Source organism: Leptospira andrefontaineae (assembly GCF_004770105.1).
Classification (GTDB): Bacteria; Spirochaetota; Leptospiria; order Leptospirales; family Leptospiraceae; genus Leptospira_B; species Leptospira_B andrefontaineae.
Window position 1 is genome coordinate 161324 of sequence record NZ_RQEY01000026.1, and the last position, 22548, is coordinate 183871.

23 protein-coding genes are annotated in these 22548 nt (G+C 39.3%); 16 read left to right on the forward strand and 7 right to left on the reverse strand.

The features are described 5' to 3' along the window. The first annotated feature begins 59 nt into the window (after positions 1 to 59). Entirely contained in the window at positions 60 to 1313 is a 1254-nt protein-coding gene (locus tag EHO65_RS19245) for a hypothetical protein (protein ID WP_135776228.1), read from the forward strand. A gap of 2 nt (positions 1314 to 1315) precedes the next feature. On the opposite strand, the gene EHO65_RS19250 is transcribed toward EHO65_RS19245, so the two are convergent. Together EHO65_RS19250 and EHO65_RS19255 are read right to left on the reverse strand one after the other, a co-directional pair. Beyond that, the gene (locus tag EHO65_RS19250; protein WP_100724823.1) at positions 1316 to 2104 is read right to left on the reverse strand and encodes an enoyl-CoA hydratase/isomerase family protein; all 789 of its coding nucleotides are present in this window, start codon (positions 2102 to 2104) and stop codon (positions 1316 to 1318) included. Beyond that, entirely contained in the window at positions 2104 to 2631 is a 528-nt protein-coding gene (locus EHO65_RS19255; RefSeq protein ID WP_135776164.1) for a hypothetical protein, read from the reverse strand. Before EHO65_RS19255 ends, EHO65_RS19250 begins: the two co-directional genes overlap by 1 nt. Positions 2632 to 2807: 176 nt before the next feature. Here EHO65_RS19255 and EHO65_RS19260 point away from each other — a divergent pair, with 176 nt between their 5' ends. Beyond that, positions 2808 to 4085 carry a PilZ domain-containing protein gene (locus EHO65_RS19260; RefSeq protein ID WP_135776165.1) on the forward strand — a complete coding sequence of 426 codons (1278 nt, stop codon included), beginning with the start codon at positions 2808 to 2810 and terminating at the stop codon, positions 4083 to 4085. A 37-nt stretch (positions 4086 to 4122) separates the two neighbouring features. Here the strand turns inward: EHO65_RS19260 and EHO65_RS19265 are convergent, their stop codons facing one another. Further along, positions 4123 to 5010 carry a pirin family protein gene (locus EHO65_RS19265; protein ID WP_135776166.1) on the reverse strand — a complete coding sequence of 296 codons (888 nt, stop codon included), beginning with the start codon at positions 5008 to 5010 and terminating at the stop codon, positions 4123 to 4125. Positions 5011 to 5114: 104 nt separating this feature from the next. Here EHO65_RS19265 and EHO65_RS19270 point away from each other — a divergent pair, with 104 nt between their 5' ends. After that, positions 5115 to 5513: a MerR family transcriptional regulator gene (locus EHO65_RS19270; RefSeq protein ID WP_135776167.1), complete on the forward strand. Its 399-nt coding sequence runs from the start codon at positions 5115 to 5117 to the stop codon at positions 5511 to 5513. A 9-nt stretch (positions 5514 to 5522) separates the two neighbouring features. Continuing rightward, positions 5523 to 6443 carry a DMT family transporter gene (locus EHO65_RS19275; RefSeq protein ID WP_135776168.1) on the forward strand — a complete coding sequence of 307 codons (921 nt, stop codon included), beginning with the start codon at positions 5523 to 5525 and terminating at the stop codon, positions 6441 to 6443. Here EHO65_RS19275 and EHO65_RS19280 read toward each other — a convergent pair. Continuing rightward, positions 6436 to 7389 (reverse strand): fumarylacetoacetate hydrolase family protein, encoded by a 954-nt coding sequence (locus EHO65_RS19280; protein WP_135776169.1) that lies wholly within the window; start codon positions 7387 to 7389, stop codon positions 6436 to 6438. The two genes, EHO65_RS19275 and EHO65_RS19280, sit on opposite strands and share 8 nt — an antisense overlap. 10 nt (positions 7390 to 7399) lie before the next feature. Beyond that, on the reverse strand, positions 7400 to 8275 hold the full coding sequence (locus EHO65_RS19285) for a VOC family protein (RefSeq protein WP_244243590.1): 876 nt from the start codon (positions 8273 to 8275) through the stop codon (positions 7400 to 7402). A gap of 54 nt (positions 8276 to 8329) precedes the next feature. Here EHO65_RS19285 and EHO65_RS19290 point away from each other — a divergent pair, with 54 nt between their 5' ends. From EHO65_RS19290 to EHO65_RS19305, 4 genes are all read left to right on the forward strand, one after another. Continuing rightward, complete coding sequence (locus EHO65_RS19290; RefSeq protein WP_244243591.1) at positions 8330 to 8512, forward strand: fumarylacetoacetate hydrolase family protein; 183 nt, start codon at positions 8330 to 8332, stop codon at positions 8510 to 8512. A gap of 28 nt (positions 8513 to 8540) precedes the next feature. Beyond that, positions 8541 to 9497: an acetaldehyde dehydrogenase (acetylating) gene (locus EHO65_RS19295; protein ID WP_135776171.1), complete on the forward strand. Its 957-nt coding sequence runs from the start codon at positions 8541 to 8543 to the stop codon at positions 9495 to 9497. Beyond that, positions 9494 to 10513, forward strand: coding sequence for a 4-hydroxy-2-oxovalerate aldolase (gene dmpG / locus EHO65_RS19300; RefSeq protein ID WP_135776172.1), 1020 nt, complete (start codon positions 9494 to 9496; stop codon positions 10511 to 10513). Before EHO65_RS19295 ends, dmpG begins: the two co-directional genes overlap by 4 nt. Positions 10514 to 10618: 105 nt before the next feature. Then, complete coding sequence (locus EHO65_RS19305) at positions 10619 to 11440, forward strand: hypothetical protein (RefSeq protein ID WP_135776173.1); 822 nt, start codon at positions 10619 to 10621, stop codon at positions 11438 to 11440. Between the two features lie 16 nt (positions 11441 to 11456). Here the strand turns inward: EHO65_RS19305 and EHO65_RS19310 are convergent, their stop codons facing one another. Continuing rightward, complete coding sequence (locus EHO65_RS19310) at positions 11457 to 12536, reverse strand: MBL fold metallo-hydrolase (RefSeq protein ID WP_135776174.1); 1080 nt, start codon at positions 12534 to 12536, stop codon at positions 11457 to 11459. A gap of 188 nt (positions 12537 to 12724) precedes the next feature. Here EHO65_RS19310 and EHO65_RS19315 point away from each other — a divergent pair, with 188 nt between their 5' ends. From EHO65_RS19315 to EHO65_RS19350, 8 genes are all read left to right on the forward strand, one after another. Beyond that, positions 12725 to 12901, forward strand: coding sequence for a YegP family protein (locus EHO65_RS19315; protein WP_135776175.1), 177 nt, complete (start codon positions 12725 to 12727; stop codon positions 12899 to 12901). Positions 12902 to 13395: 494 nt separating this feature from the next. Beyond that, positions 13396 to 14688: a response regulator gene (locus tag EHO65_RS19320; RefSeq protein ID WP_135776176.1), complete on the forward strand. Its 1293-nt coding sequence runs from the start codon at positions 13396 to 13398 to the stop codon at positions 14686 to 14688. 4 nt (positions 14689 to 14692) lie between these two features. Continuing rightward, positions 14693 to 17224 carry a chemotaxis protein CheW gene (locus EHO65_RS19325; RefSeq protein WP_135776177.1) on the forward strand — a complete coding sequence of 844 codons (2532 nt, stop codon included), beginning with the start codon at positions 14693 to 14695 and terminating at the stop codon, positions 17222 to 17224. Between the two features lie 3 nt (positions 17225 to 17227). Beyond that, complete coding sequence (locus EHO65_RS19330) at positions 17228 to 17671, forward strand: chemotaxis protein CheW (RefSeq protein WP_135776178.1); 444 nt, start codon at positions 17228 to 17230, stop codon at positions 17669 to 17671. A gap of 9 nt (positions 17672 to 17680) precedes the next feature. Further along, a complete protein-coding gene (locus EHO65_RS19335) occupies positions 17681 to 19291 on the forward strand; it encodes a methyl-accepting chemotaxis protein (protein ID WP_135776179.1) in 1611 nt (536 codons plus the stop codon). A 3-nt stretch (positions 19292 to 19294) separates the two neighbouring features. After that, a complete protein-coding gene (locus tag EHO65_RS19340; RefSeq protein WP_135776180.1) occupies positions 19295 to 20383 on the forward strand; it encodes a protein-glutamate methylesterase/protein-glutamine glutaminase in 1089 nt (362 codons plus the stop codon). A gap of 5 nt (positions 20384 to 20388) precedes the next feature. Beyond that, positions 20389 to 21231, forward strand: coding sequence for a CheR family methyltransferase (locus EHO65_RS19345; protein WP_135776181.1), 843 nt, complete (start codon positions 20389 to 20391; stop codon positions 21229 to 21231). Between the two features lie 3 nt (positions 21232 to 21234). Next, positions 21235 to 21597 carry a response regulator gene (locus EHO65_RS19350; protein WP_135776182.1) on the forward strand — a complete coding sequence of 121 codons (363 nt, stop codon included), beginning with the start codon at positions 21235 to 21237 and terminating at the stop codon, positions 21595 to 21597. A gap of 102 nt (positions 21598 to 21699) precedes the next feature. On the opposite strand, the gene EHO65_RS19355 is transcribed toward EHO65_RS19350, so the two are convergent. After that, a complete protein-coding gene (locus tag EHO65_RS19355; RefSeq protein WP_135776183.1) occupies positions 21700 to 22539 on the reverse strand; it encodes an SDR family NAD(P)-dependent oxidoreductase in 840 nt (279 codons plus the stop codon). Positions 22540 to 22548: the final 9 nt, after the last annotated feature.

Genomic DNA, 22548 nt, shown 5'->3' on the forward strand with positions numbered 1-22548 from the left:
TAAATTAACTGTGTGAAAGGGTTGTTTTGGCCCTTTCCAAAGCCGATAGTATTAAGGATATGTCCGGGTCTAAACGTACAACCTTAGTCGTTTTCATACTTTTGATCTCCGGGGTCATATTATCAGCAGCTCCGGATCTGCAAAATTCTCCAGATGTAACAAACATCAACGATTTCCGCACAGATCGTGTAGCATTTCATTATATCCAATTGGTGGATAAGGAAGGCAAGGCCCTTCCTGAAAGAAATCTGAATCGAGACACTTCAGAAGCCACGTTACTTATCATCGACCGAGGACAACTTACTCTTTTAAAGGATGGGTTTGACGACCCAAGCCAAGTAAAGGATAAGGAAAAGGATTACTTAAATAAAATTTATAAATTCACCAGATTAAAAGACCTGGAACAGGAATATTATAAATTACCTGAATCGGAAAGAACCAAACCTTCTTCTAAAACAGAACCAAACCAGGCGGAAACAAGTAAGGCGAATGCTGTTCCGGGTGCCTCATCCGAACCGGAAGAAAAGAATAAAGAATTCGATCTTCTATTAAAATACGATGATGAACTTTTGAAATCGTATGCGGCAGAGAAGGCTGCATATGCAGAATATTCCAGAACTGAACGTATTTACGGAAAAGATTCTCCTAAAACAAGTTCACTTAAAGCAAGATTCGAAGAGGTCCAATCAAAAACCCGGGAAAGGAAAAAGTTCCTATTAGGTTTTTTACATAATACTTCTGCAGATTCGAATCCGTATCCTGGTGATAGAAAAGAGCAAATATTCTATACGAATCATTCCAATGGACTTCCTGATTTCTATCTGCATTCTACCACTCCAAGAGAAGTAGATGGTCTCATGAAAGGAGAAGAAGAAGTCGGAAAAAAATACGGACAACTTTTCAAGACCGCAGTGGACCGACTGATAGATTCTCAGATAGATAAATTGTATTATTATATTTGGAACCGGGATATGACAAATACCCGGATCAAAGTAGATCGTTTTTTAAAAGGGAAAAAAGTCACTGTAGTTACCGGAGACTCCACAGTTTATACTATGATAGACAAAGAAGGAGATGGGATCACTGAATCCTTCTTTGTAGATTCGCCTGGACTAAAATTTTCTTGGGGAAAAGAAGTCCCAAATATTATTTCTATCTCAAATTGTACGGATCAAGCTATCCTAACGAAGATCAAGGCATTGGGGGATGATGTATCTTCCGGAAGAATTCCTAAAAAGGTTGATAAACTAGATTTAGCAATTCCTGAAGAACAGATTCTTTTAGAATTAAAACCTTTATTAAAGAACCTCTAGGATTAGAGTCCTCTAAAAACCGGTTTTCTCTTTTCTTCAATAGATTTGATAGTTTCTCTGAAGTCTTGGGAAAGGAAGTTAAGAGCCTGAGACTCCGCTTCTTTACGCAAAGCAGCGTTTAGTTTTTCGCGATCGTAAATATTCTTCTTTAATTCGCTAAGCGCCATTGGAGCACTTTCGCTGAGAGAAATCGCGATTTCCGTTGCTCTTTGTAAAACTTCCGCTTTCGGGACCGAATCATAACAAATCCCTAATGAAAGAGCTTCTTTACCGCTTACGGTTTCCGCTAAGAATAAAAGTCTGTTTGCAGTTTCCATTCCGAATAATTCTTTCGCAAGATAGCTAGATCCCATTCCTGGGTGGATCCCTAATTTCACAAAATTAAATTGGTATTTTCCTTCGTCCGCAAAAACTCTAAGGTCGCAAGCAAGAGTGATGGAGAGGCCTGCACCTATCGCATGGCCATTCGCTGCGCAGATTACCGGAACGTTTAGATCTCTAACGCTCAAGAATAGATTATAAAATTCGAACATTTCTTTTTTGTTTTGTTCGAAAGATTTCTCAGCAAAAGATTTTAATAATTCGAAATTACCGCCGGCAGAGAAGATATCGTTCTTACCGGTAATCACAACCGCTCTAGGCGGGTTCTTTTTTAAATTTTCAATATGAGCTTTAAACTCCAGACCCATAGGAACGGTCATGGAGTTTTTGGTTTCCGGGTTATTCAGATAAAGAATTTCTATTCTAGATTCGGAAGAAAGTTCTACTGTTTCTGAATCAACTAATGCCATTAAACAGCTTCCTGTTTTAATTCAAAACTTTCGTACCAAACTCTATCTGAGATAGAAAGAGGTTTTTCTCCTATCCCCATTTGGTCGTAATAATCCAGTAAAATTTCTAAATGAACATTCTCTTCGTCTTCTAAAGTCCAGAAACTACTATCGATGGACTTGGAAACAAGAGCTTGGCCTCTAACGGAGTCCACAAAATAATCAGGTTTATCGGAGAAGATCAGATGAGCAGAGATAAGATCGAAACGAATAGTATCCACAATCTTAGAAAATTCAGAATCAGCTTTATCAAAATAGCGGGAAGCGATCTCAGTTTGGAAATAATCACCCCAAGTTAGAATGTCCGGCTCAACTCCTGTGCGTTCTTTGATCTCTTGGAGTTTTTCTCCTTCCAAAAATGGTTTGGAAGCGAATTTATCCACAAGTTCTCTGAGTGAAATCAAGTTGAGGATCTTATTCGCGGAAAGTTGTCCACGACGCATCATATCGAAAAGTTCTGGATTCAGTTCGGACTTGTTCTCTGCCATGATTTATTTTTCGGCAGAAGCATAAAAATCCCCCGAACAATTTCCTTCCGGAAAATACTCGTATATGTCTCATTTTAGAAAAAAAGAAGAATGCTACGATTTCCGGAAGGTGGGACTGGATTCCTAAAGTCCCGGAGTCGAAAATAAAGATACGGGAGAATTTTACCCGGACCGCCATGGCTGTAGGACGATCGGATACACTTCAGGAACTGATTACGATTTTAGAAACGATGTTTGGAGAAACAATCATCGGTTCGGATATTAATTTAGTTAAACACCTCTTCTATAGTTTGAAAGCGGACCAAAGAGAATTTCCATTCGATTATGAAGGGGAGAAGCTTACTTCCGTTGTTGAAGAAGTCAGCGAGGATACACTTGTTCTATATGTTCCTTATCTCCAGCCCAAAGGGATCTTAAGGGCAAAAATCAGTTTCGAAATCTTGAATATACTTTATCAGTTCGAAGTTGTACTTCTGGATTTTTGGGAAGATCATGTTCGGGTCAAGATCCCTTCCGAATTGCAAGCTGCCGCATTCCGTAAAAATCTCAGGGTCGCAGTAGACGATCTTTTTATGAATTATGTGATCCTCTATCGCTCCTTGAGCGGAGGAGAAAGAGAACTTGGAAAGAATTTAAGCGTCGAGCAAAGATTTTTTCATCTCATGAAGGAGATCAAAAAGGATAATCCAAGTCTTAAGTTGATCAACTTAATGGTTACTGAATATATTCTGGGGATCTCAAAGGATTACGAGATCGTATTTTTCGGACCAGGAAAAGACGGAGGATTTTTCGGAGACTTTGTCAAAAAGTATAATCGTTCCGTCTATGTTCCGGATTGTTCATTAATTAAAAGTTATATAGGAGAGGAGAAGGATCCTTATCTAGATAATTTCCGCGACGAGTATCTACGTTTAATCCAAACTAGAGGCCAGGCAAAGGCGGATGAGTTTTTTAGAGAACTCCAAAAAGAAGAAGTTCGTAACTTCTTAATTTCCTATATAGTTACTCCAATTCGTTTATTCAACGATCCGATCGGTTATGTAAGGGTATTTTCTACTGCGATGGATAAATTTTCTATCGTACAACAACAGGCATTATATATAGAAGAATTGGGCGATATTCTTACTTATGCTTTAACAAAAGTATATATCCGCCAAGAAAACTTTAGAAATGAAGAAGCAGTAACTCGTATCCTGGATATCAGTATGAACGGTCTTCTCTTTGAGATACAAGACGAAAGGACTTTCAATTATTTAAAGCAGCATAATATCATTAAGATGTTCATCCCGATCTCGGAAAGAAATTTAGTCTTAAGGGGAGAAGTAGTCCGATTCCTGGAAATCGGAAATGGAAAATACCAATTAGGTGTGAACTTTTTTGATTCTAATCCGGATGATATGGTCTTCTTGCAGCATTATATTTTTAGCAAGAAGATGCGGATACTTTTTGAGTAGGGACGAAGTCCTTAAGTAAAGGTTAAAGTTTCTCTTCTTATTCCGAGCCCTCAAGTTTTTCGAGGACCCCCATTTTTCCGTTTTCATAATCTCTGAAAGCTTCAGCAATTTCGGCTGACGAGTTCATTACAAATGGTCCGTATCCGAAGATGGGTTCGTCTATTGTCATGCCTCCCAAAAACATAAGTTTCGTATCTTGGGTAGCTTTAAGAGTAAAGGTATCATCTTCTCTCTCTAAGACTGCAATTTCTGCATCTCCAAGGAACTGATCTTCGTTGATAGCAATGGATCCATGAGCAACAAATACAACGGCTGTTTGGCCGATCGGAACTTTGAACTCAACAAGTTGGTCGGCTTTAAGATGAATATCCCACAAATTGATCGGGGTAAAAGTCGACGCAGGGCCTTTTGTTCCGTCATAGTCACCAGCAATCACTCTTAGGTGTCCTGCTCCATTCGGGAGTTGAACAACTGGAATATTTTCTTTTCTGATTCCTTGGTATTTGGGTTTGGTCATTTTAAATTCTTTCGGTAAGTTGACCCAAATTTGAATGCCGTGTAATTCCCCGCCTTTTTCCGAGAATTCCTTTCCATGAAACTCTTCGTGAGTAAGTCCAGAGCCCGCTGTCATCCACTGAACGTCACCGGCCCTAATAATGCCGCCGCCACCGGAAGAATCTCTGTGCTCCAATTCGCCTGAAAAGATAATTGAAACTGTTTCGAAACCTCGGTGAGGATGCTCACCAACTCCAAGACGATGACTCGATCTTGACGGAGCAAATTCGGCAGGGCCTAAATAATCCATTAATAAAAATGGAGAAATATCTTTGGCGATATCTCTATAACTGAAAATGGATCTTGCAGGAAAACCATCTCCGACCCAATGAGGGGTATCTGCTCGTTGAGTGAATAATATTTTTTTCATACTAATTGGACTAAAAATTCCCTGAATTCTGAGATAAATTTACACTTAGAGCTAACTCTAGGTCAGTCTCATCTTTAGGATTTCAAAATATCCGGAGGATCTGAATGAGCAAATTTCTAAGCATTTCCGAAATTTCAGAGATCACGAATTTCAGTCCTTATACTCTTCGCTATTACGAAAAAATCGGTATTCTGCGCAAACCTGAAAGGATGTACGGAAAAGATCGAAAATATTCAGAAAAGGAGATCCGGCATCTTATGGGAATTAAAGCCCTAAAAGAGATGAATATGTCTTTAGATGATATCAAGGAATTCTTCATCGAAGGATGTATTTGGGATAAAGTAGAGAGTGGGGAAAATTTCAAACCACCTTTGAATAAAAGGATCCGCATCTTAGAAACTCATCTTCAAAAACTGGAACAAAAGAAAAAGGATCTGGAATCAATGATCCGGCTCGCAAAATCGAAATTAAAAGAATATGAAACTCTTTTAAAAAAAGAATAGGAACTTAAAATGCAATCATTCAAACCATACCTTTCTCTAATATTTTTTGCTCTCATTACAGGGACCACATTTCACGTAGCAAAAGAAGCGCTTACTTACTTCTCACCAAGTCTGGCTGGAGCACTTCGTTTCATATTTGCGACCTTCTTCTTACTTTTGTTCGTGTTCATTACGAATAGAAAATTGTTAAAAGTTGATCGAAGAACTTTATTAGTATTTGTTTCGCTCGGGATTATTGGGGTTTTCGGATTCAATTTTTTCTTTTTTATTGGAATGCAAAAAGCATCTCCTATGAATGCAGCTATTGTGATTGCTGCGAGCCCAGCAATTGCAATCTTTCTCTCTTATTTCCTTTTAAACACAAAAGTTAAGATCCAGCATTATCTTGGAACTTTGATCTCCTTTCTAGGAGTTGCACTTGTAATTTCTGACGGCAGTGTATCTGCTCTTGTTAATGCATTTCATGGAGAAGGGATACTGCCTATCTTGATCGCGGCCTCTTGCTGGAGTTTTTACTCAGTAGGAATGAAGAAGTATATTCCGGGAGTTTCTACAATCCAAACGACTGCATTTACAGCGTTATTCGGAACAATCGCTTTATTGGTTTTAACTTTGATTAATGGAGATTGGAATACAGAATTTTCGATCATTCCTAATTCAGCTTGGTTGGCGATCCTGTATATGGCTGGATTAAGTACTTTCTTAGGATATCTATGCTGGAATTTCGGCATCCAAGCAGTAGGTCCTGATAAAGCTGTCATTTTCGGTAACTTGATCCCGGTAATTGCAATGTTAACTTCCTGGGTCCTAGGAGAAACTCCTAATGTGTATGATCTTAGTGGTGCTTTACTTGTAATTATCGGTATCTTCATAGTAAACGCAAAGTTGCAATGGGCAAAGTTTGATCGAAGGGTAGAAGTTTCTAAATAGGATCTTGGATTACAGTCAAAATTTGGTCGCCTAGATCGATTCTTCGATCTGGAGTCCGGATGGAAGATCGGATTTTATCCTTAGGCTGGAGATAATCTTTTCGTTTGGATTGGCCTTTTACGAATAGTTCCCATTTTTTCTTCTCAGATAAAAGACCCGCGATCTTTTGAACCAATTTCCCCGGAGCTCTTAATGCGCAACCGGAAGGAGTGCCTGTAATAAGAATGTCTCCCGGATTTATATTACAGAATTTTGATAGTTCTACAATTGTTTCAGCTGGCTTATAAACTAAATTGGAAGCAGTGTCATGTTGTCTGATCTCATCGTTTACTAGTAAGGTTAGTTCTAAACTTTCTAAAAGTTCAAAATCACCCGGCTCTAATACTGCAAGCATTGGACCAGCAGGTAAGAATGTTCTGTAGGATTTTCCTTTATACCATTGGAGTTGCGGTAATTGAATATCTCTTGCGGAGATATCGTTTGCCATAAAAAATGCAGCTACAAATTGAGAAGCATTGTCTAAAGTTACCCTTGAATTTGAATCAATTCTTTTACCGAAGACTAATCCTAATTCAATTTCATAATCCAAGAGTTTTACATGTTTTGGTCGGATCACTTTGCCTATAGGTGAAGAAAGGGAAGCATCCGACTTTGTAAAAAACATATTATAGGATTTATCATCTGGGTTTAGGCCTGATTCTATCAAATGTTGTCTATAGTTTGCGCCTTGGCATACGATCTGACATGGAGCTGTAATAGGAGAGAGGACGGAAACTTTATCTAAAGTATATTTTGTTCCGGTTTTTATTTTCGCATTCTTTTGAATGGACCCTAAAAATTCTTTCGTGTTGATATCTCCGAGTCCTAAAGAGGTTATTGATCCGTCTTTATAAAATCCCCAATCAATTTTATTATTTTTCTCAAATCGGATATAATTCTTCGCCATTCTCTTCTCCTTAGTATTTAATCCATTTTCTAGGGGATTTAGAAGCCATTGTTTTCATTTGTATTAATGTTTTGATCCGGATCTCCCTTCCTGCAACTAGTCCCTTGAACAGTTCCTTTAGGGTTTGAAAATTCAATCTGGTGTCTAAAAAATCTTCGGGCATATCCTGCCCCCATTGATACAAACTTTTTCGACTGATCTCATGGAATCCCACAGGAACCGAATGATCGAATTTGTCCCCATCTGTATAATGTTCTACTAACATACCAGCGGGGTCTCTTTCGTAATCGAATACTTGGCTTCCTAATAAATGTCTCCCCAACCCCCAGGCAGGTTTCCAGCCTTTATTGAGTAACCACTCTCTACCTTGAGCGATTTCATCTAAGTCCCTTAACTCGAAGGCACAATGTTCTAAACGATCGTCTGCTCCAGTAGCAATTACAATCGTATGGTGATCGGTCAATCCCTCTCCTCTGTTACATCTAAGAAAAGCCAGAACAGGTTCTTTTGATCCTGGAAGTATTTGAATATCGGAAGGGATCAGTCCGAATGTATTACAATACCATTGTGCATTCTTAAAGAATTCCTGCTTTAGAAAAACTGAATGTCCTAATCTAATTACTTCCGGAGGGCCGGAGATACTTGGTTGAGGTGCATTGATACGTTTGGTTGTATCAAAATGATTCCAAACTCTTTTAGTATTTGCTCTTGGTATATGATGGATAGGAGAAGAATAAACAGCCTCCACTGGAAGACCGGAGGGATCAAACAAGGTGACTGATGGAATGTCTCCAAATCTTCCTTTCGGATGAAAGATCGCCCCATCTAATTTTCGTAGTGCAGAAAATTGTTTCTGATCCGAAACAAAGAATCCAAAGCCGAGCAAAAAATCCCTATTGGCCTTTTCGATGGACCAACAGGGGAATCCGGAGCTGCTTGTTTGAATCATCCACTGAGAGCAGCTTATTGGCTTGCGAAAAATTTAATAGAGAGAGGCCAAAACCTCAAGGCGGGGGAGATTATTTTATCCGGCGCATTGGGTCCTATGGTGCCTGTTCAATCTGGGGATGATCTGGATGTAGAGATTAAGGGACTTGGAAGAGTTACTTGTAAAATGGTTTAATTCTATATTTATAAATTAGGTTCTTATTATGGAAAGAAAAGTAAAAACAGCTATCATTGGATCCGGAAATATTGGAACGGATCTAATGATCAAAATTTTGAGAAATTCAAAAGACCTGGAGCTGAGTGCTCTTGTCGGTATCGACCAAAACTCCGATGGATTGGCCAGAGCAAATAGATTAGGAGTTCCGACCACTTATAAAGGAGTTCAGGGCTTATTAGAGCTTCCTAATTTTAGTGAAATAGAGATCGTATTTGATGCTACTTCTGCTTCTTCTCATATTGAGAACGATAGAATATTAAGAAAAGAAAATCAAAATATTCGGATGATCGACTTAACTCCCGCTGCAATTGGACCTTATTGTGTGCCGGTAGTAAACCTGGAGCAGAATATAAACCAAAAGAATATTAATATGATCACGTGTGGCGGCCAGGCAACTGTTCCGATTGTATACACAGTTTCCAGAATAGTAGATGTCTATTATGCGGAAATTGTTGCCTCCATTAGTAGTATGTCTGCAGGGCCTGGTACTAAGGCGAATATAGACGAGTTTACGGAGACAACTTCGAAAGCATTGGAATCGGTTGGCGGAGCAAAAAAAGGAAAATCCATCATTGTGATGAATCCTGCAGAGCCTCCACCAATGATGAGAGATACAATTTATATTCTTTCGAAGTTAGAGGATCAATCTAAGATCGAAACATCGATTTTAGAAATGGTGAGAGAAGTCCAAAGTTATGTGCCTGGCTACCGTTTGAAACAAAAAGTTTTATTCGATGTTATTCCTGAAGATAGACCTTTAAAAATTCCTGGTATCGGTGCACTTTCCGGATTAAAAACCACTATTTTTATAGAAGTGGAAGGAGCGGCACATTATCTGCCTTCTTTCGCAGGGAATCTGGATATAATGACTTCTGCAGCTTTGGCAACTGGAGAAAGGATATCTAAATTAAAAAACTATAATCTACAGGAGATTGTGAAATGACCCTCCCGGGTAACAAAAAACTTTTTATTTCAGACGTAACTTTGCGGGACGGAAGTCATGCAATTCGTCATCAATATTCACTTACTCATGTGAATAATATCGTGCAGGCGCTTGATGATGCCAAAGTGGATAGTATAGAAATTGCGCATGGAGATGGACTCCAAGGGTCCAGTTTTAATTACGGATTTTCGGCTCATACAGATCTGGAGATGATCGAAGAAGCCTCTAAAATCGTAAAACATGCAAAAATTGCAACTTTACTTCTTCCAGGAATAGGAACTATTCACGATCTTAAAGATGCGTATAACGCAGGCGTCCGTTCCGTTAGGGTAGCGACTCATTGTACAGAAGCGGACATTTCTAAGCAACATATAGAATATGCGAAACATTTGGGAATAGATACAGTTGGTTTTCTGATGATGAGTCATATGATCTCCTCTCGAAAGTTAGCAGAACAAGGCAAACTGATGGAAAGTTATGGAGCGGAATGTATTTACGTGGTGGATTCCGGCGGAGCTATGAACATGAACGATATTCGAGATCGTTTTCGTGCGTTGAAGGATATTCTAAAACCGGAAACCCAAACAGGAATTCATGCTCACCATAATCTTTCCTTAGGAGTAGCTAATTCTATTGTCGCTGTTGAAGAAGGATGTGACAGAATTGATGCTAGCCTGGTTGGCATGGGCGCCGGTGCTGGTAATGCCCCTTTAGAAGTATTTATAGCGACAGCCTCTCGTATGAATTGGAACCATGGAACTGATCTGTTTATCTTAATGGATGCTGCAGAAGATTTAGTCCGTCCATTACAAGATAGGCCGGTGAGAGTAGATAGGGAAACATTAGCGCTTGGATACGCAGGCGTTTATTCTAGTTTCTTGCGCCATGCAGAAGAAGCTTCACGAAAATTCGGGGTCAAAACGGTTGATATCCTAATCGAATTAGGCAACCGTAAAATGGTCGGTGGCCAAGAAGATATGATTGTCGATGTGGCTTTGGATTTGTTGAAAAGGTGAGGCTCGTTAATCTTTTGATAATAAGTTAATTCAAAAAGGAACCAATTTATTCCAAGGTAAGGTCGAATAATTTTAATACGTTAGCGATTTTTGAAGGAGTAAAAGATGAAACGGTTTGCTTTTCTAATCTCGTTCATTCTCGGATTTCCTGAATTGTTAATGGCCGAAATGGTTCCTCGAAATGACTTTTCGACTTATACAGAAGACGCAAATTCTAAAGTTGGATTTTCTAAGGATTATTTTTCTTTTTCATTCTTTTACGGAGGATCACTCGGACCTCCAAGCGGTTCATTCATAGATGCAGAAAAAGATTATGATCATAATCTTTTAAACCGGATACAAATGGGCGAAGTGAAAAGGAATATAGTAGGAATGCCTGCAATTTCTACATACGATCGTCCGATTTATCAAAGTACAGGTTTATATGGAATCGAGTTGGAATCCGGATGGACCGATTATATCGGCTACGGATTTACTTTTCAAGGTCAATCTGTTCAGGCTGTTAGACAAAGGGTTCAGAAACAAATCCATTTCGCATTGAATGAAGATGTAACAACTTTGCCGAAAGACGTCCAAGTATATTCTGATATATCGGCGTTAACCTTTCTTTCTGCTCATCTTCTTCCTAAACACAAATTCGATCCTTACATTAAATTAAAAGCTGGGATAAGTTTTCCAACGAGCGATAATATACATGCAAATTCCCGAGATGATTATTTTGCTCGAAATTCGGCAATGACGAATGGGCGGGCTTATTCGTGGGGAATTGGGATTGGCGCGAATTATCATGCTAACTCTAAGTATTTTTATATGGTAGAGTTTTATAAACAAAGTACTCGAATCTATTCCGATCAATTTACAGGACGAATATTAAATACTTTTTACCTACAGCTTGGGGTGGGGATTAGACTTGCATTGAATAACTGAAATAGATTTAGAAAATTTAATAGATCTGCCCTATTCCTTCTTTCTGTATTATAAAATTACTTAAATTCAATCCAGCATTAAGTAATTCCTTCTTTAATTCTTCAACAGGTGCGTTTATTGTTTCCTCTGTTTGTTGAAATGTTCCAAAATGTATTCCGATAGAAAGTTTAGAACTTAAATCCTTATGAGCTTGAATCGCATCCGAAGGATTCATGTGGACTAACCTCATAAACCATCTAGGCTCATAAGCTCCGATTGGTAAAAGAGAAATATCAGGTTCGCCTAAACGTCTCTTAATTGCCTTATAGTGAGAAGAATACGCGGCATCACCGCCAAAATATACTCTTCTATTTCCGATTTTGATCATATAACTACCCCATAAACTGCGATTCCAATCGAATATCCCTCTCGCGGAAAGATGTTGTGTAGGAGCAAATGTCACTTCTGCTTTCTTTTCTATTTTAATCGTTTCCCACCAATCCATTTCTTCTGTATTAGAAATTCCTTCAGATTGCAGGAGTCCTTTATCTCCCAGTGGAACTAAAAATTTAGGTGAGAATTTTCTATTTAGGTTTTTCAAAGTTTCCAGGTCTAGATGATCATAATGGTTATGACTTATAACTACCAGATCTATTCGGGGAAGATCCGCCATCTGAATGCCTGGTTCTCTTACTCTTTTTGTTCCGGCCCAACTCACCGGACTGATTCTCTCGGACCAAACCGGATCAGTAAGAATGTTTATTTCACGGGTTTGGATCAGTACCGTAGCATGATTGATGAAAGTGATCGCTATTTGATCTTTATATAATGGAGTTTTAATGGGATTAGTTTGTTCATTTTGAACCTTCTTTGGCCATTCTTCAAGATCAATCGTGGCCAGAAGTTTTAAAATTCTCCATATTCCATTTTCTTCAACCTGTGTTGGATTGTAAAAACGTTTCCCATCGAAATGATCCGAGTTTGGGTATTTGGTAGACACACAACATGTAAATAAGGTAGAAAAAAGAAAGAATATATATGGAAGAACAATTATGTTTTTCGATCTTATTCTTGTGATGCCGGTTCTATGATTATCCTTTTTAAAAAATCGGTCCATTTCGATCCTCTTGCAATTGGCGATGTATATCTAGGATTATAATGGAATTAGAGGGGACGGTAAAGATTCGATACTGCCTTATCATTGCCTAATCCTACCTTATGGAATTTCGGTTGTAAGATCCCGAAAATAAATTGACTCTCTCTTTAACTTCGCACTATATTTTTTTCCACCTTTGGAGGTTGAAGATGTCTGCAAAATTCGTAATTTATAAGGATGCTAAAGGAGAATACAGATTTAGATTAAAGGCTGGAAACGGAGAGATTATTGCTTCAAGTGAAGGATATTCTTCTAAACAAGCTTGCGAGAATGGGATCGAATCTGTTAAGAAAAATGCACCCGGTGCGCCAATCGAAGAAGAGTAGTTATTACAAAGTTACCTTCTGCATTAAAGGAACTAGAAGAGTATAGTATCTGTTTCCTTGTGAAGTAGATATTATACTCTTCGATCTATTTTCTATTTAGCTATTCTATCCATAAAAATTTTAGTAATGATCCCTCAAGCGCCAGTCGGTGCAAATTTCCATCTATATAATTTAAAATATTTTTCTTTTTACTGAGCAGGATATTTGTCAATTGCACTCTCTGTAAAATTGATATTAGTCAATCTCATCGAGAGCGCAATTGATGTTTGTCAATTTTACTGTGTTTTCCTGAAGACAATTGCCTAATGTTTGTGGCCAAAGTTATATTCTTCATACACGCATCAAAATGCATTTATATTAATTCTGTTAAGAAATTTCAAAAGTGATAGACTAACGTAAGAATTTAGTTCTATCTCGAGTCTCTAAAATTTGTTCGATTGCGATCTTTGATCTTCAGCAGAGGAGCGTAATAAGAACAGGAGAAGAAAGCTTATATGAGCCGGGACTTAGATCAAGTTGTCGATATGCAGGTGCTTTCGGAACAATCCGGGACTGGGAAAATTCTGATAATAGATGATTCACCGGAGATAGCGTTAGTTTACGATCATTATTGCAGAAAGATGAATTGGGATTTCGATATTGCCTCGAACGGTAAAGAAGGAATGAAGAAGTTCCTTTCTGCTTCAAGGCCTTATTCGGTGTATCTTGTCGATCTGGTCATGCCTGAGCAAGATGGAACAACCTTTATACGGGAACTGAAAGAAAAGGATCCAAATGCAATTATTATAGTTCAATCTTCTCTATATGAACCTGAGAAGATTGTTGAGGTAATGAAGTTAGGCGTCTTCGATTACTTGGTCAAGCCGGTTACGAAAGAAACTTTCGATAGAACGATCACCTTAGCTTTGCAATACAGCACTCTGAGAGATTTTCAAGCCGATATGGAAAGATCCAATCGTGACGTATTGAAAGAACAGCTGGATTGGTTAACGTATAAAGAATCAATCCGGAAATCCGATGAAAACTCATTATCGCTTTCTACTATAAAATCCTTGAATACTTCCTTTTCCCAAGGCTCAGGGATCGGTACTATTCTTTCCCTTATCGATCTACTGAAGATGGGGCATCAAACTACCGAAAACGGAGCATTAGTAAATGATGAAATATTAAATCTTCTTTATTCAAGTCAGGATGTTTTAAGAAAGCAATTAGGTGCTTTGTCGACCATTCTATCTTTGGCTGGAGAGCAAGCGAAGATGGAGGTAATTTCAATATGTAACTTGGTAAATATTTTAACCAAGAGATCTGAGGCATTCCTTCCTTTTTTAGATAAAAAAGATCTGAAGATACGTTTTTCGTCCAGTAAATCGAAAGAATCGGTCAAGATTCAACAGGATTGGATCGGCATCGTATTCGATGAGCTGATCTTGAATGCAATGAAATACTCCAAGAAGTCGACCTTCATCGATGTTTATTTCGGTAAGATAGACGGATATTTCTGTTTGGCAGTTAAGAATGTTGTCATTTCCGCCCAGCACCTCGTGGATGAAGAAAATAAAGAGGTCCTAGTGACTCGTCCTTTTTATCGTCTTCTCCCTCCTGTCGAGGAATTTCCTGAATTGGAAAGGTTCGGAATGGGTCTTGGTTTGACCGCTGTCGATATGATCGTAAACAAACATCGTGGAATATTTAATATTCATAATGTATCAGATCATACTTTGGAAGAGATTGAGCCATGCGTAATGGCTGAAGCCTTCTTTCCTGTGTTATCAAGGTCGGTACGTTGAATATATGGAAGTAGATTACGAAAGTCTATTAAAAGATTATTTGGTAGAGACTCGAGAATTGCTGGATATGGCAGAAGAGTCTATTCTCGGATTGGAGAAGGAATACCATCCGGAGCAGATAAATACTCTCTTTAGAGTGATCCATACCATAAAGGGGAACTCTGCGATTTTTGATTTTCCCTTGATCACGGGCTTGGCTCATTCTTTCGAAAATCTGTTAAATCAGTTACGCAAAAAAGAAATCAAACCTTCCGATCAAGAGATCGGCCTCTTTCTGGAATGTATCGATGCTCTTAAGGAAATGAACGAACACAAAGATACCGTTTCGAATTCGAAAGTTTCCGAATTGGTTTCTAAGATAGACGATATCCTGAAAGCGGAATATGAGAGATCAGAATCCGAAGAAAAGCCTAGGTTCGGATTATATTCTCTGCCTAAAAAAGATAAATCTATAATCACACCTCCCAGTACGGACGGAGTTTCCTTCAAAGACGGAAAAATACTGATCCCTAAAAGTTATATCGCAAAGGCTGAACAGGAAGGCCTATCTCTTTTTCTAGTCAAGTTCCAACCTAAGGATATGGACGACAGGAATTGTTCAAAGGTTGTGGAGGAATTCTCTAATTTCGGCCTAGTGTTGAGTCATGGGAATTTGAACGGGAAGAATGGAACTCATTCGAACGGATCCAAGAATGAAATACATTATGTAGTTATAATGTATTCATCGGACAAGGAGAGTTTTTTAAAATGTTCTCCCATCTCTTTACTTTCTGCTTCTACAATTTTTGAACCTGAAAAGAGAAAAAGTCCATCGGAATCTCGTGTAATACCGGATAGACCCAAACAGTCTGTTCCTGGACCTGAAGTTCAGGATAAATCCAAGGAGGTTTCGGCAGAACACTATCTGAAGATCCCTCTACAACTTTTGGATCATATGATCAATCTTGCAGGAGAAACGATAATCGTAAGGAATCAACTTCTGCAAAAGATAGAGAACTACGATGATCCTTCTTTATTATCAATCGTTCGCAACTTGAGCCAATTGATCACTTCCTCTCAAGAGAGCGTTATGCGAACTAGGCTCCAAAAACTGGAATCACTTTATAAAAGGATTCCTAGGTTGATCCACGATCTTGAAAGAACTACTGGAAAGGAAGTCGAGCTATCTCTGGAAGGAGGAGAAGTCGAACTTGATAAAAATATAATAGACTCGATTTCCGATCCGATCACGCATATGATCCGAAACTCAATGGATCATGGGATAGAATCCCCCGAGGAGCGCATTTTAGCAGGAAAGCCCAGGAAAGGAAAAATACTTTTATCAGCGTCCTTACGAGGAGGGAACGTTATCCTAAAGGTCGAAGACGACGGTAGAGGTTTAAATGTCGATCGTATAAAGAGTAAGGCAGTTGAAAGAGGATTAATAACGGAAGAGGAAGCGCAAAGAAAATCCCCGGAAGAATTATCCGAGTATATTTTCTCTCCAGGATTTAGCACTGCCCATGCTGTTTCTTCCACTTCTGGTCGCGGTGTCGGGATGGACGTGGTAAAGATGAATTTCCAAAAAGCTGGAGGAACTGTATCGGTTTCGTCCAAGCAAAGTGTTGGAACCTCAATTATCGCTACTTTACCTCAGACACTTTCTATCATCAATTGCCAGATGGTTAGAACTTCCGGAATACTTTTCGCAATACCTCAGCAGAATATTTCAGAGCTCATTTTGCTTGATCAAAGATCGGTATCGTATTTGGAGAAGAAGATGGTGTACCAACTTCGAGGTCACCTTCTTCCTTTGATCGATATAGGGGAAATATTAGGATTATCTTCCGATCATTTGGGAGAAACGAATGGCAAGTACATCGTGGTCGTTCATACCGAAAAACATAAATTCGGAATGTTAATAGAAGAGATCGAAAACCCGGAAGAGATAGTTGTTAAACCACTCTCGAAGGATTTGGCAAAGATCAATCTTTATACCGGCGCGGCGATATTGGGAGATGGGAATGTAGCGTTGATATTGGACATTTCCGGAATCAGTAAATTCTTAAAATTGCATACGAATGTAAAAGAAGAACTTCGTTCGAAGTCAGTGCATACGATTGAAGATCGGGAGCATTATCTTCTATTTTCTGTGGAGGATCAAATGTTCGCATTAGATTCGAGATCTGTGATTCGGATCGAACAGGTAGATCCAAAACATTTCGAAAGGATCATGGACAAGGAAGTAGTTCAATACCGAGGAGAAGTAGTCGAGCTTTGTAGATTGGATCGTTATTTCAACTTGAAAGATGAAGGGAAGGATGAACAGAGAACTATGATCCTTGTGCAGACTTCCTTGGGTAAAAAAGGGATCCTAGTACAAGAAATTCATAATGTGATTGGAGAAATAGGCTCTTTTGCTAAGAACGAAGATCAATCTTCCGGAGTTATCGGTAATGGGATCGTATTCGGTCAAACGGTTGTAGTTATCGATCCGATCGTTGTTTTAAAAAAGATCGGGAAAGACCCGATCCGCCAACGCGCAATTTCGGAGTAATGTATGGCGGAGCAAGAAGATAAGAAACAATATTTATCGTTTTTCCTCGGAACTGAAATTTACGGCCTTCCTTTGGAGGCATGTAAAGAAGTGGATCATAATAAAAGAATATTAAGAGTTCCTCATTCTCCTGATTACATAGAAGGGATCGTAAACTTACGCGGTGATCTAGTTACCATACTGAACTTAAGATCGTTATTTGGAAAGGATCAGGTAAGAGGAGAAGGAAAACATTCTCTTATTCGTTTAAAAGGAAAGAAAGAAGCCTTCGCTATTCTTTCCGATTCGGTTTCGGATATCGTAGAAGTTGCGAATAGAGATCTGGAGAGTTGCCCTTCTCATTTAAATGAGAAAGAGGCCAGATTTATACGGAACGTAACTATTTTAAAAGATAAAACCATGATTATTTTGAATAGAGAAGAATTACTACGTTTAGAGGACGAGTGAGGAGTGTATATGTTAGGTTTTGTTTCTCAAGGAAAAGAGAAGGAAAGTGAGAAAAAACAAATGTCGGTAACGTTAACTGACATCGAACGTTTTGTTAAGGATGGGACCACACTTGTTTCTATGACCGATCTGAAAGGACGGGTCATTTATGCTAACAAGGAATTTTTGGAAATAGCGGGTTTGACCAACGATGAGTTAGTCGGTAAACCACATAATGTTGTGCGACACCCCGATATACCTAAGAGTGTATTTAAGGATTTTTGGGATACTATACAGAGTGGTAAACCTTGGAGAGGGATCGTTAAAAACAGATCCAAAAACGGGGATCATTATTGGGTGGATGCAAACGTTGCCCCGAGAATAGAAAACGGGAATATTGTAGGCTTTATGTCGGTCAGAAGAACTCCCGCACGCCAACAAGTTGAAGCTGCTTCCAAATTATATGAGGATATACTTTCTGGGAAACGCAAATTAGAACCTACTCAGAAGAGAAAGATATCTATCAGAACAAAGTTATTCTCATTTATCTTTTTAAGCATATTGGGATTAGGAAGTTTAGCGATATCCGAATTTATGGGATTGATTTCGGAAGTTTTTTTCGGCATTGCCGGAATTTTCGCAGCTGTCCAGATCGCACTAGGTATCTATCTAACTTCTTATATTCTAAAACCTTTAAAAGAGGCCACAGATATCGCGAACAAAATAGCGACAGGTGATCTATCCGTCAATATCGCTCATAATCGTAACGACGAATTAGGAGAATTGGGAAAAGCGATCCTGAATATGCTGATCAATACTGCCGCTTTAATCTCACGATTAAAGGAGAACGGGGATATACTCTTCTCTTCTGCGCAAGAGTTATCGGGAGCGAGCCTGAACTTATCTTCAGGGATTGAAGAAATGTCCCAGCAGTCTCAAACAATCGCAGCCGCGGCAACTCAGATGAATCAGAATTTGAATGTGGTTTCGAGTTCCATTGAAGAGATGTCTGTTTCTGTCGGAGAAGTTGCAAAAAAAGCCGCCGACTCCGCGAAGATAGCGAGAGAAGCGAATTCGACTGCGATTGAAACCAGTAGGCTCGTAAAAGAGCTGGGTGAAAACGCGGATGAGATCGGGAACGTAATCGAAAGTATTTCTAATATAGCCGCTCAAACTAAACTTCTTGCTTTAAATGCTGCAATCGAAGCGGCGGGAGCCGGAGAGGCCGGTAAGGGTTTTGCGGTAGTGGCATCGGAAGTGAAAGAACTTGCTCGCCAATCCGCGGAATCTTCAGAAGAGATCAAAAGTAAGATCTCTACCATACAGAAGAGTACGGAAAGGGTGATTGAATCCATCGGTAAAATTACTAGCGTGATTGCCGAAGTAAACGAGATCAGCGGCAGTATTGCTTCCGCAGTAGAGGAGCAATCCATCACGACCAAGGAGATCGCAGCCAATGTCAGCCAAACATCCCTTTCGTCTAACGATGTAACTAAGAACATTAACGGGATCTCTACCGCTTCTTTAGATGGAGCTAAGGATGCAAGTAGCGTATCTAAACTTTCTCAATCTCTACAAGACCTTGCTGCAGGTTTGACCATGTTAGTGAATCAATTCAAAATATCTAATGCTTCAAAGTAGAAGGTGAGCTCGTTGGAATTACCTCTAGAAAAAAATAAAACGGCTCGAAAGACATCCGTCTTCGTCGTGGACGACTCATTGGTTTATCGAAACCTTCTTCGGAATACATTTTCCCAAGACGGTGAGATTGAATTTTTAGGAGCGGCGATAGACGGGAAGTTCGCCCTTCCTAAGATCGCTCAACTGAGACCGGACTTCGTGATTTTGGACGTAGAAATGCCTCAGATGAACGGTATCCAAACATTAGGAGAAATTAAATCGAAATTCCCTGAAACGCAGGTGATTATGCTTAGTTCCCTTACTCAGGATGGAGCAAAGATCACATTGAAAGCCTTAGAGATGGGGGCGATCGATTTCGTTCCGAAACCTAACGGGGGACAAGAAGTGGCGTTAGGCGAAACATTGGGATTATTAACTTCCAAAATTAAGGCTCTCCGTTCAAACAGACCTACCATTCAAGGCTCCTTCGAAAAGAAAAATCCTCCAACTAAGAGGATGCAAATTCATAGAGAGACGAATTGTGTGATATGCGCAATAGGGATATCTACCGGAGGACCTGTTGCCTTGCGTAAATTATTTCTGAAGTTACCATCGGATCTTAATGGAAGTATTGTAATTGCTCAGCATATGCCTCCGTTGTTCACAAACTATCTGGCAGAAAGTCTTTCACAAGCTGCGAACATGCGGATCAAAGAGGCGGAAGACGGAGAAGTTTTGAAGAAAGGAGTAGCTTATATTGCTCCCGGAGGAAAACAACTTGAGATCGTTAATGGTATTTCTGGTCCTGCAGCAAGAGTTTTTAACGGCCCGGAAGAAGAATTATGTAAACCGTCCGTAAATATCCTTTTTAAATCTTTAGCCGAAAATTTCCCGAAAGAAACTGCGGCGATCATTATGACGGGAATGGGAGAGGACGGTTATCTAGGAATGAAAGAATTAAAGAAGAATGGATCCTATCTGATCGCACAGGATAGGGAATCATGTACCGTTTTCGGAATGCCTAATCGTCCAGTCCAGGAAGGACTCGTCGACGAAGTGTTGGATGTAGATGGTATCGCCGAGAAGATCTCCAGCTTATTACAAAGGATATAATTAGAATGCAAGATGCTACCTTCGAATTGATGGAAATGATAAAACAGGCGACAGGTATATCCTTGACCGAAGAGAAAACTTACCTTTTGGAAAGTCGTCTTTCGGATATATTATCAGATTATAATTTATCTAATTTTTCCGAATTGTCAAAAAAATTCAAAGAAAGTTCCGATCTCGAATTTAAAGAGAAGGTTATAGAAAGGGTAACTACTCATGAAACCAGATTTTTTAGGGACGAAAGTATATTCGGAGCGATCCTAGAAAGGATCATACCTGAAATATTGGAAAGAAAACAGCAAAGAAATCCTAAGATCAGGATATGGTCGGCGGCTTGCTCTACCGGACAAGAACCTTATTCCATAGCGATATCAATCCACGAAAGGTATCCTCAATTATTCAATAATGTCAGTATAACAGCGACTGATATTGCGAGGGATACAATAGAAAAAGCTAAAAGCGGAATTTATTCCGCGTTCGAGATCGGCAGGGGTTTATCCGACGCTCATCTAACCAAATATTTCGAACCTTTTTCCAAAGGATTATATAGAGTGAATGATGAGATCCGATCCATTATCGAATTCAAACAACATAATCTGATTTATGATCCTTATCCTTCCGACTGGGACCTTATACTTTGTAGGAATGTGTCTTACTATTTCGATCAGATCGAGAGAAGGAACTTATTCAATAAAATAGAGAAATCCTTGAATCAAGATAGTTTTCTTATTTTGGGCTCCGCCGAGTCTATTTCGGAATATTCGAAAAATTTTATAATCCGAGAATTCGGTTTGTGTCGCTTTTACGAATTGAATCCTTCCAACTTCACGCTATTTATTAAAGGAGCTTAATATATGGGGAATTTAAGAATACTGGCAGTGGATGATTCTGCCACAATGAGAAGTCTAGTTCAACAGACCTTGGGGATAGGCGGCTATGAAGTTACTCTTGCATCCGATGGTAAGGAAGGTATAGACAAATTCGGCGACTCTATTTTTGACCTGGTCATAACGGATATAAATATGCCAGTGATGGACGGACTTGCCTTCATACGAGAAGTCAGAAAGAGGAATACGGATGTACCTATTCTGACATTAACTACCGAGTCTGAAGAGAATATAAAAATGAAAGGAGCCGAAGCAGGGGCAAACGGCTGGATCGTTAAACCTTTTCGTCCTGCGCAGTTCCTAGATATAATAAAACAAGTTTTGCAATGAGATGAGATCCAGACTTTTCGAAAATCATATTTTAGATAAGCTGGCCGAGGATCACATGAATCTATTTGCGGAAGCCGTTTGAAAGGCTCCCGCAAATAGTATTTATCTCATTTGTTTAAGCAGAAGCTTTCCGACGATCACTTGGTAAAAAGTCGGAAGTAATCTTTGCATTAGATCGATAAACACTGCATCTGGTCCGATAAGAACTCTGCGAGAGTTTTTCTTTACTCCTTTTAAGATCACTTTTGCAGCTCGTTCCGCAGTTGTTATAAATTGAGCGGACATTTTTTCTCCGGCAGTATTTGGATCTAAGCCGAGAGCTTTTACACTATCATTGGTTTTGGAACTTTTTGCGATTGCTGTTTTGATCCCGCCTGGATGAACGCTGGTAGCAGAAACTTTTGCTTTAGTAAAATCTAATTCTTGTCTTAAGGTCTCCGTAAATCCTCTGACTGCGAATTTGGAAGCATTATACGCGGAAGTCCCCGGAACTGCGATGATCCCGAATACACTGGAAGTGTTGACGATATGGCCTTCTCCGCTTTCTTTTAGGTAAGGTAGGAATGCTTGGGTCCCGTTTACTACTCCACCGAAGTTGATGTCCATTACTCGTTGGAAATCTTTGGACTCGAATCCTTCTATCGTCGATCCGTAAGCGATACCTGCATTATTGAATATTAAATTTACCTTATTATGGTCTTTGGCTACTTTTGATGCCCAATCGAAAACCGCGGATCGATCCGATACATCCAACTTTTGGCTGGTGATTGAAATATTCGGATTCTTCTTTTTTGCTAATTGTACTGTTTCCGCAAGACCTGCTTCATTTACGTCCGATAATGCAAGATTACATTCTTGTTCTGCAAGTTGAATGGCAAGTTCTCTCCCCATTCCCGATCCGGCACCAGTGATAGCTGCGACTTTATTTTTAAAACTTTTCATTTGGTTTTT

Bases quoted from the DNA above. Each gene is read 5' to 3' on its own strand.
- EHO65_RS19255 (WP_135776164.1), bottom strand. From the start codon at position 2,631: ATGGCAGAGAACAAGTCCGAACTGAATCCAGAACTTTTCGATATGATG.
- EHO65_RS19355 (WP_135776183.1), bottom strand. From the start codon at position 22,539: ATGAAAAGTTTTAAAAATAAAGTCGCAGCTATCACTGGTGCCGGATCG.
- EHO65_RS19315 (WP_135776175.1), top strand. From the start codon at position 12,725: ATGTCTGCAAAATTCGTAATTTATAAGGATGCTAAAGGAGAATACAGA.
- EHO65_RS19280 (WP_135776169.1), bottom strand. From the start codon at position 7,389: ATGGCGAAGAATTATATCCGATTTGAGAAAAATAATAAAATTGATTGG.
- EHO65_RS19350 (WP_135776182.1), top strand. From the start codon at position 21,235: ATGGGGAATTTAAGAATACTGGCAGTGGATGATTCTGCCACAATGAGA.
- EHO65_RS19245 (WP_135776228.1), top strand. From the start codon at position 60: ATGTCCGGGTCTAAACGTACAACCTTAGTCGTTTTCATACTTTTGATC.
- EHO65_RS19295 (WP_135776171.1), top strand. From the start codon at position 8,541: ATGGAAAGAAAAGTAAAAACAGCTATCATTGGATCCGGAAATATTGGA.
- EHO65_RS19270 (WP_135776167.1), top strand. From the start codon at position 5,115: ATGAGCAAATTTCTAAGCATTTCCGAAATTTCAGAGATCACGAATTTC.
- EHO65_RS19265 (WP_135776166.1), bottom strand. From the start codon at position 5,010: ATGAAAAAAATATTATTCACTCAACGAGCAGATACCCCTCATTGGGTC.
- EHO65_RS19310 (WP_135776174.1), bottom strand. From the start codon at position 12,536: ATGGACCGATTTTTTAAAAAGGATAATCATAGAACCGGCATCACAAGA.
- EHO65_RS19345 (WP_135776181.1), top strand. From the start codon at position 20,389: ATGCAAGATGCTACCTTCGAATTGATGGAAATGATAAAACAGGCGACA.
- EHO65_RS19330 (WP_135776178.1), top strand. From the start codon at position 17,228: ATGGCGGAGCAAGAAGATAAGAAACAATATTTATCGTTTTTCCTCGGA.
- EHO65_RS19250 (WP_100724823.1), bottom strand. From the start codon at position 2,104: ATGGCATTAGTTGATTCAGAAACAGTAGAACTTTCTTCCGAATCTAGA.
- EHO65_RS19260 (WP_135776165.1), top strand. From the start codon at position 2,808: ATGGCTGTAGGACGATCGGATACACTTCAGGAACTGATTACGATTTTA.
- EHO65_RS19335 (WP_135776179.1), top strand. From the start codon at position 17,681: ATGTTAGGTTTTGTTTCTCAAGGAAAAGAGAAGGAAAGTGAGAAAAAA.
- dmpG (WP_135776172.1), top strand. From the start codon at position 9,494: ATGACCCTCCCGGGTAACAAAAAACTTTTTATTTCAGACGTAACTTTG.
- EHO65_RS19325 (WP_135776177.1), top strand. From the start codon at position 14,693: ATGGAAGTAGATTACGAAAGTCTATTAAAAGATTATTTGGTAGAGACT.
- EHO65_RS19275 (WP_135776168.1), top strand. From the start codon at position 5,523: ATGCAATCATTCAAACCATACCTTTCTCTAATATTTTTTGCTCTCATT.
- EHO65_RS19305 (WP_135776173.1), top strand. From the start codon at position 10,619: ATGAAACGGTTTGCTTTTCTAATCTCGTTCATTCTCGGATTTCCTGAA.
- EHO65_RS19320 (WP_135776176.1), top strand. From the start codon at position 13,396: ATGAGCCGGGACTTAGATCAAGTTGTCGATATGCAGGTGCTTTCGGAA.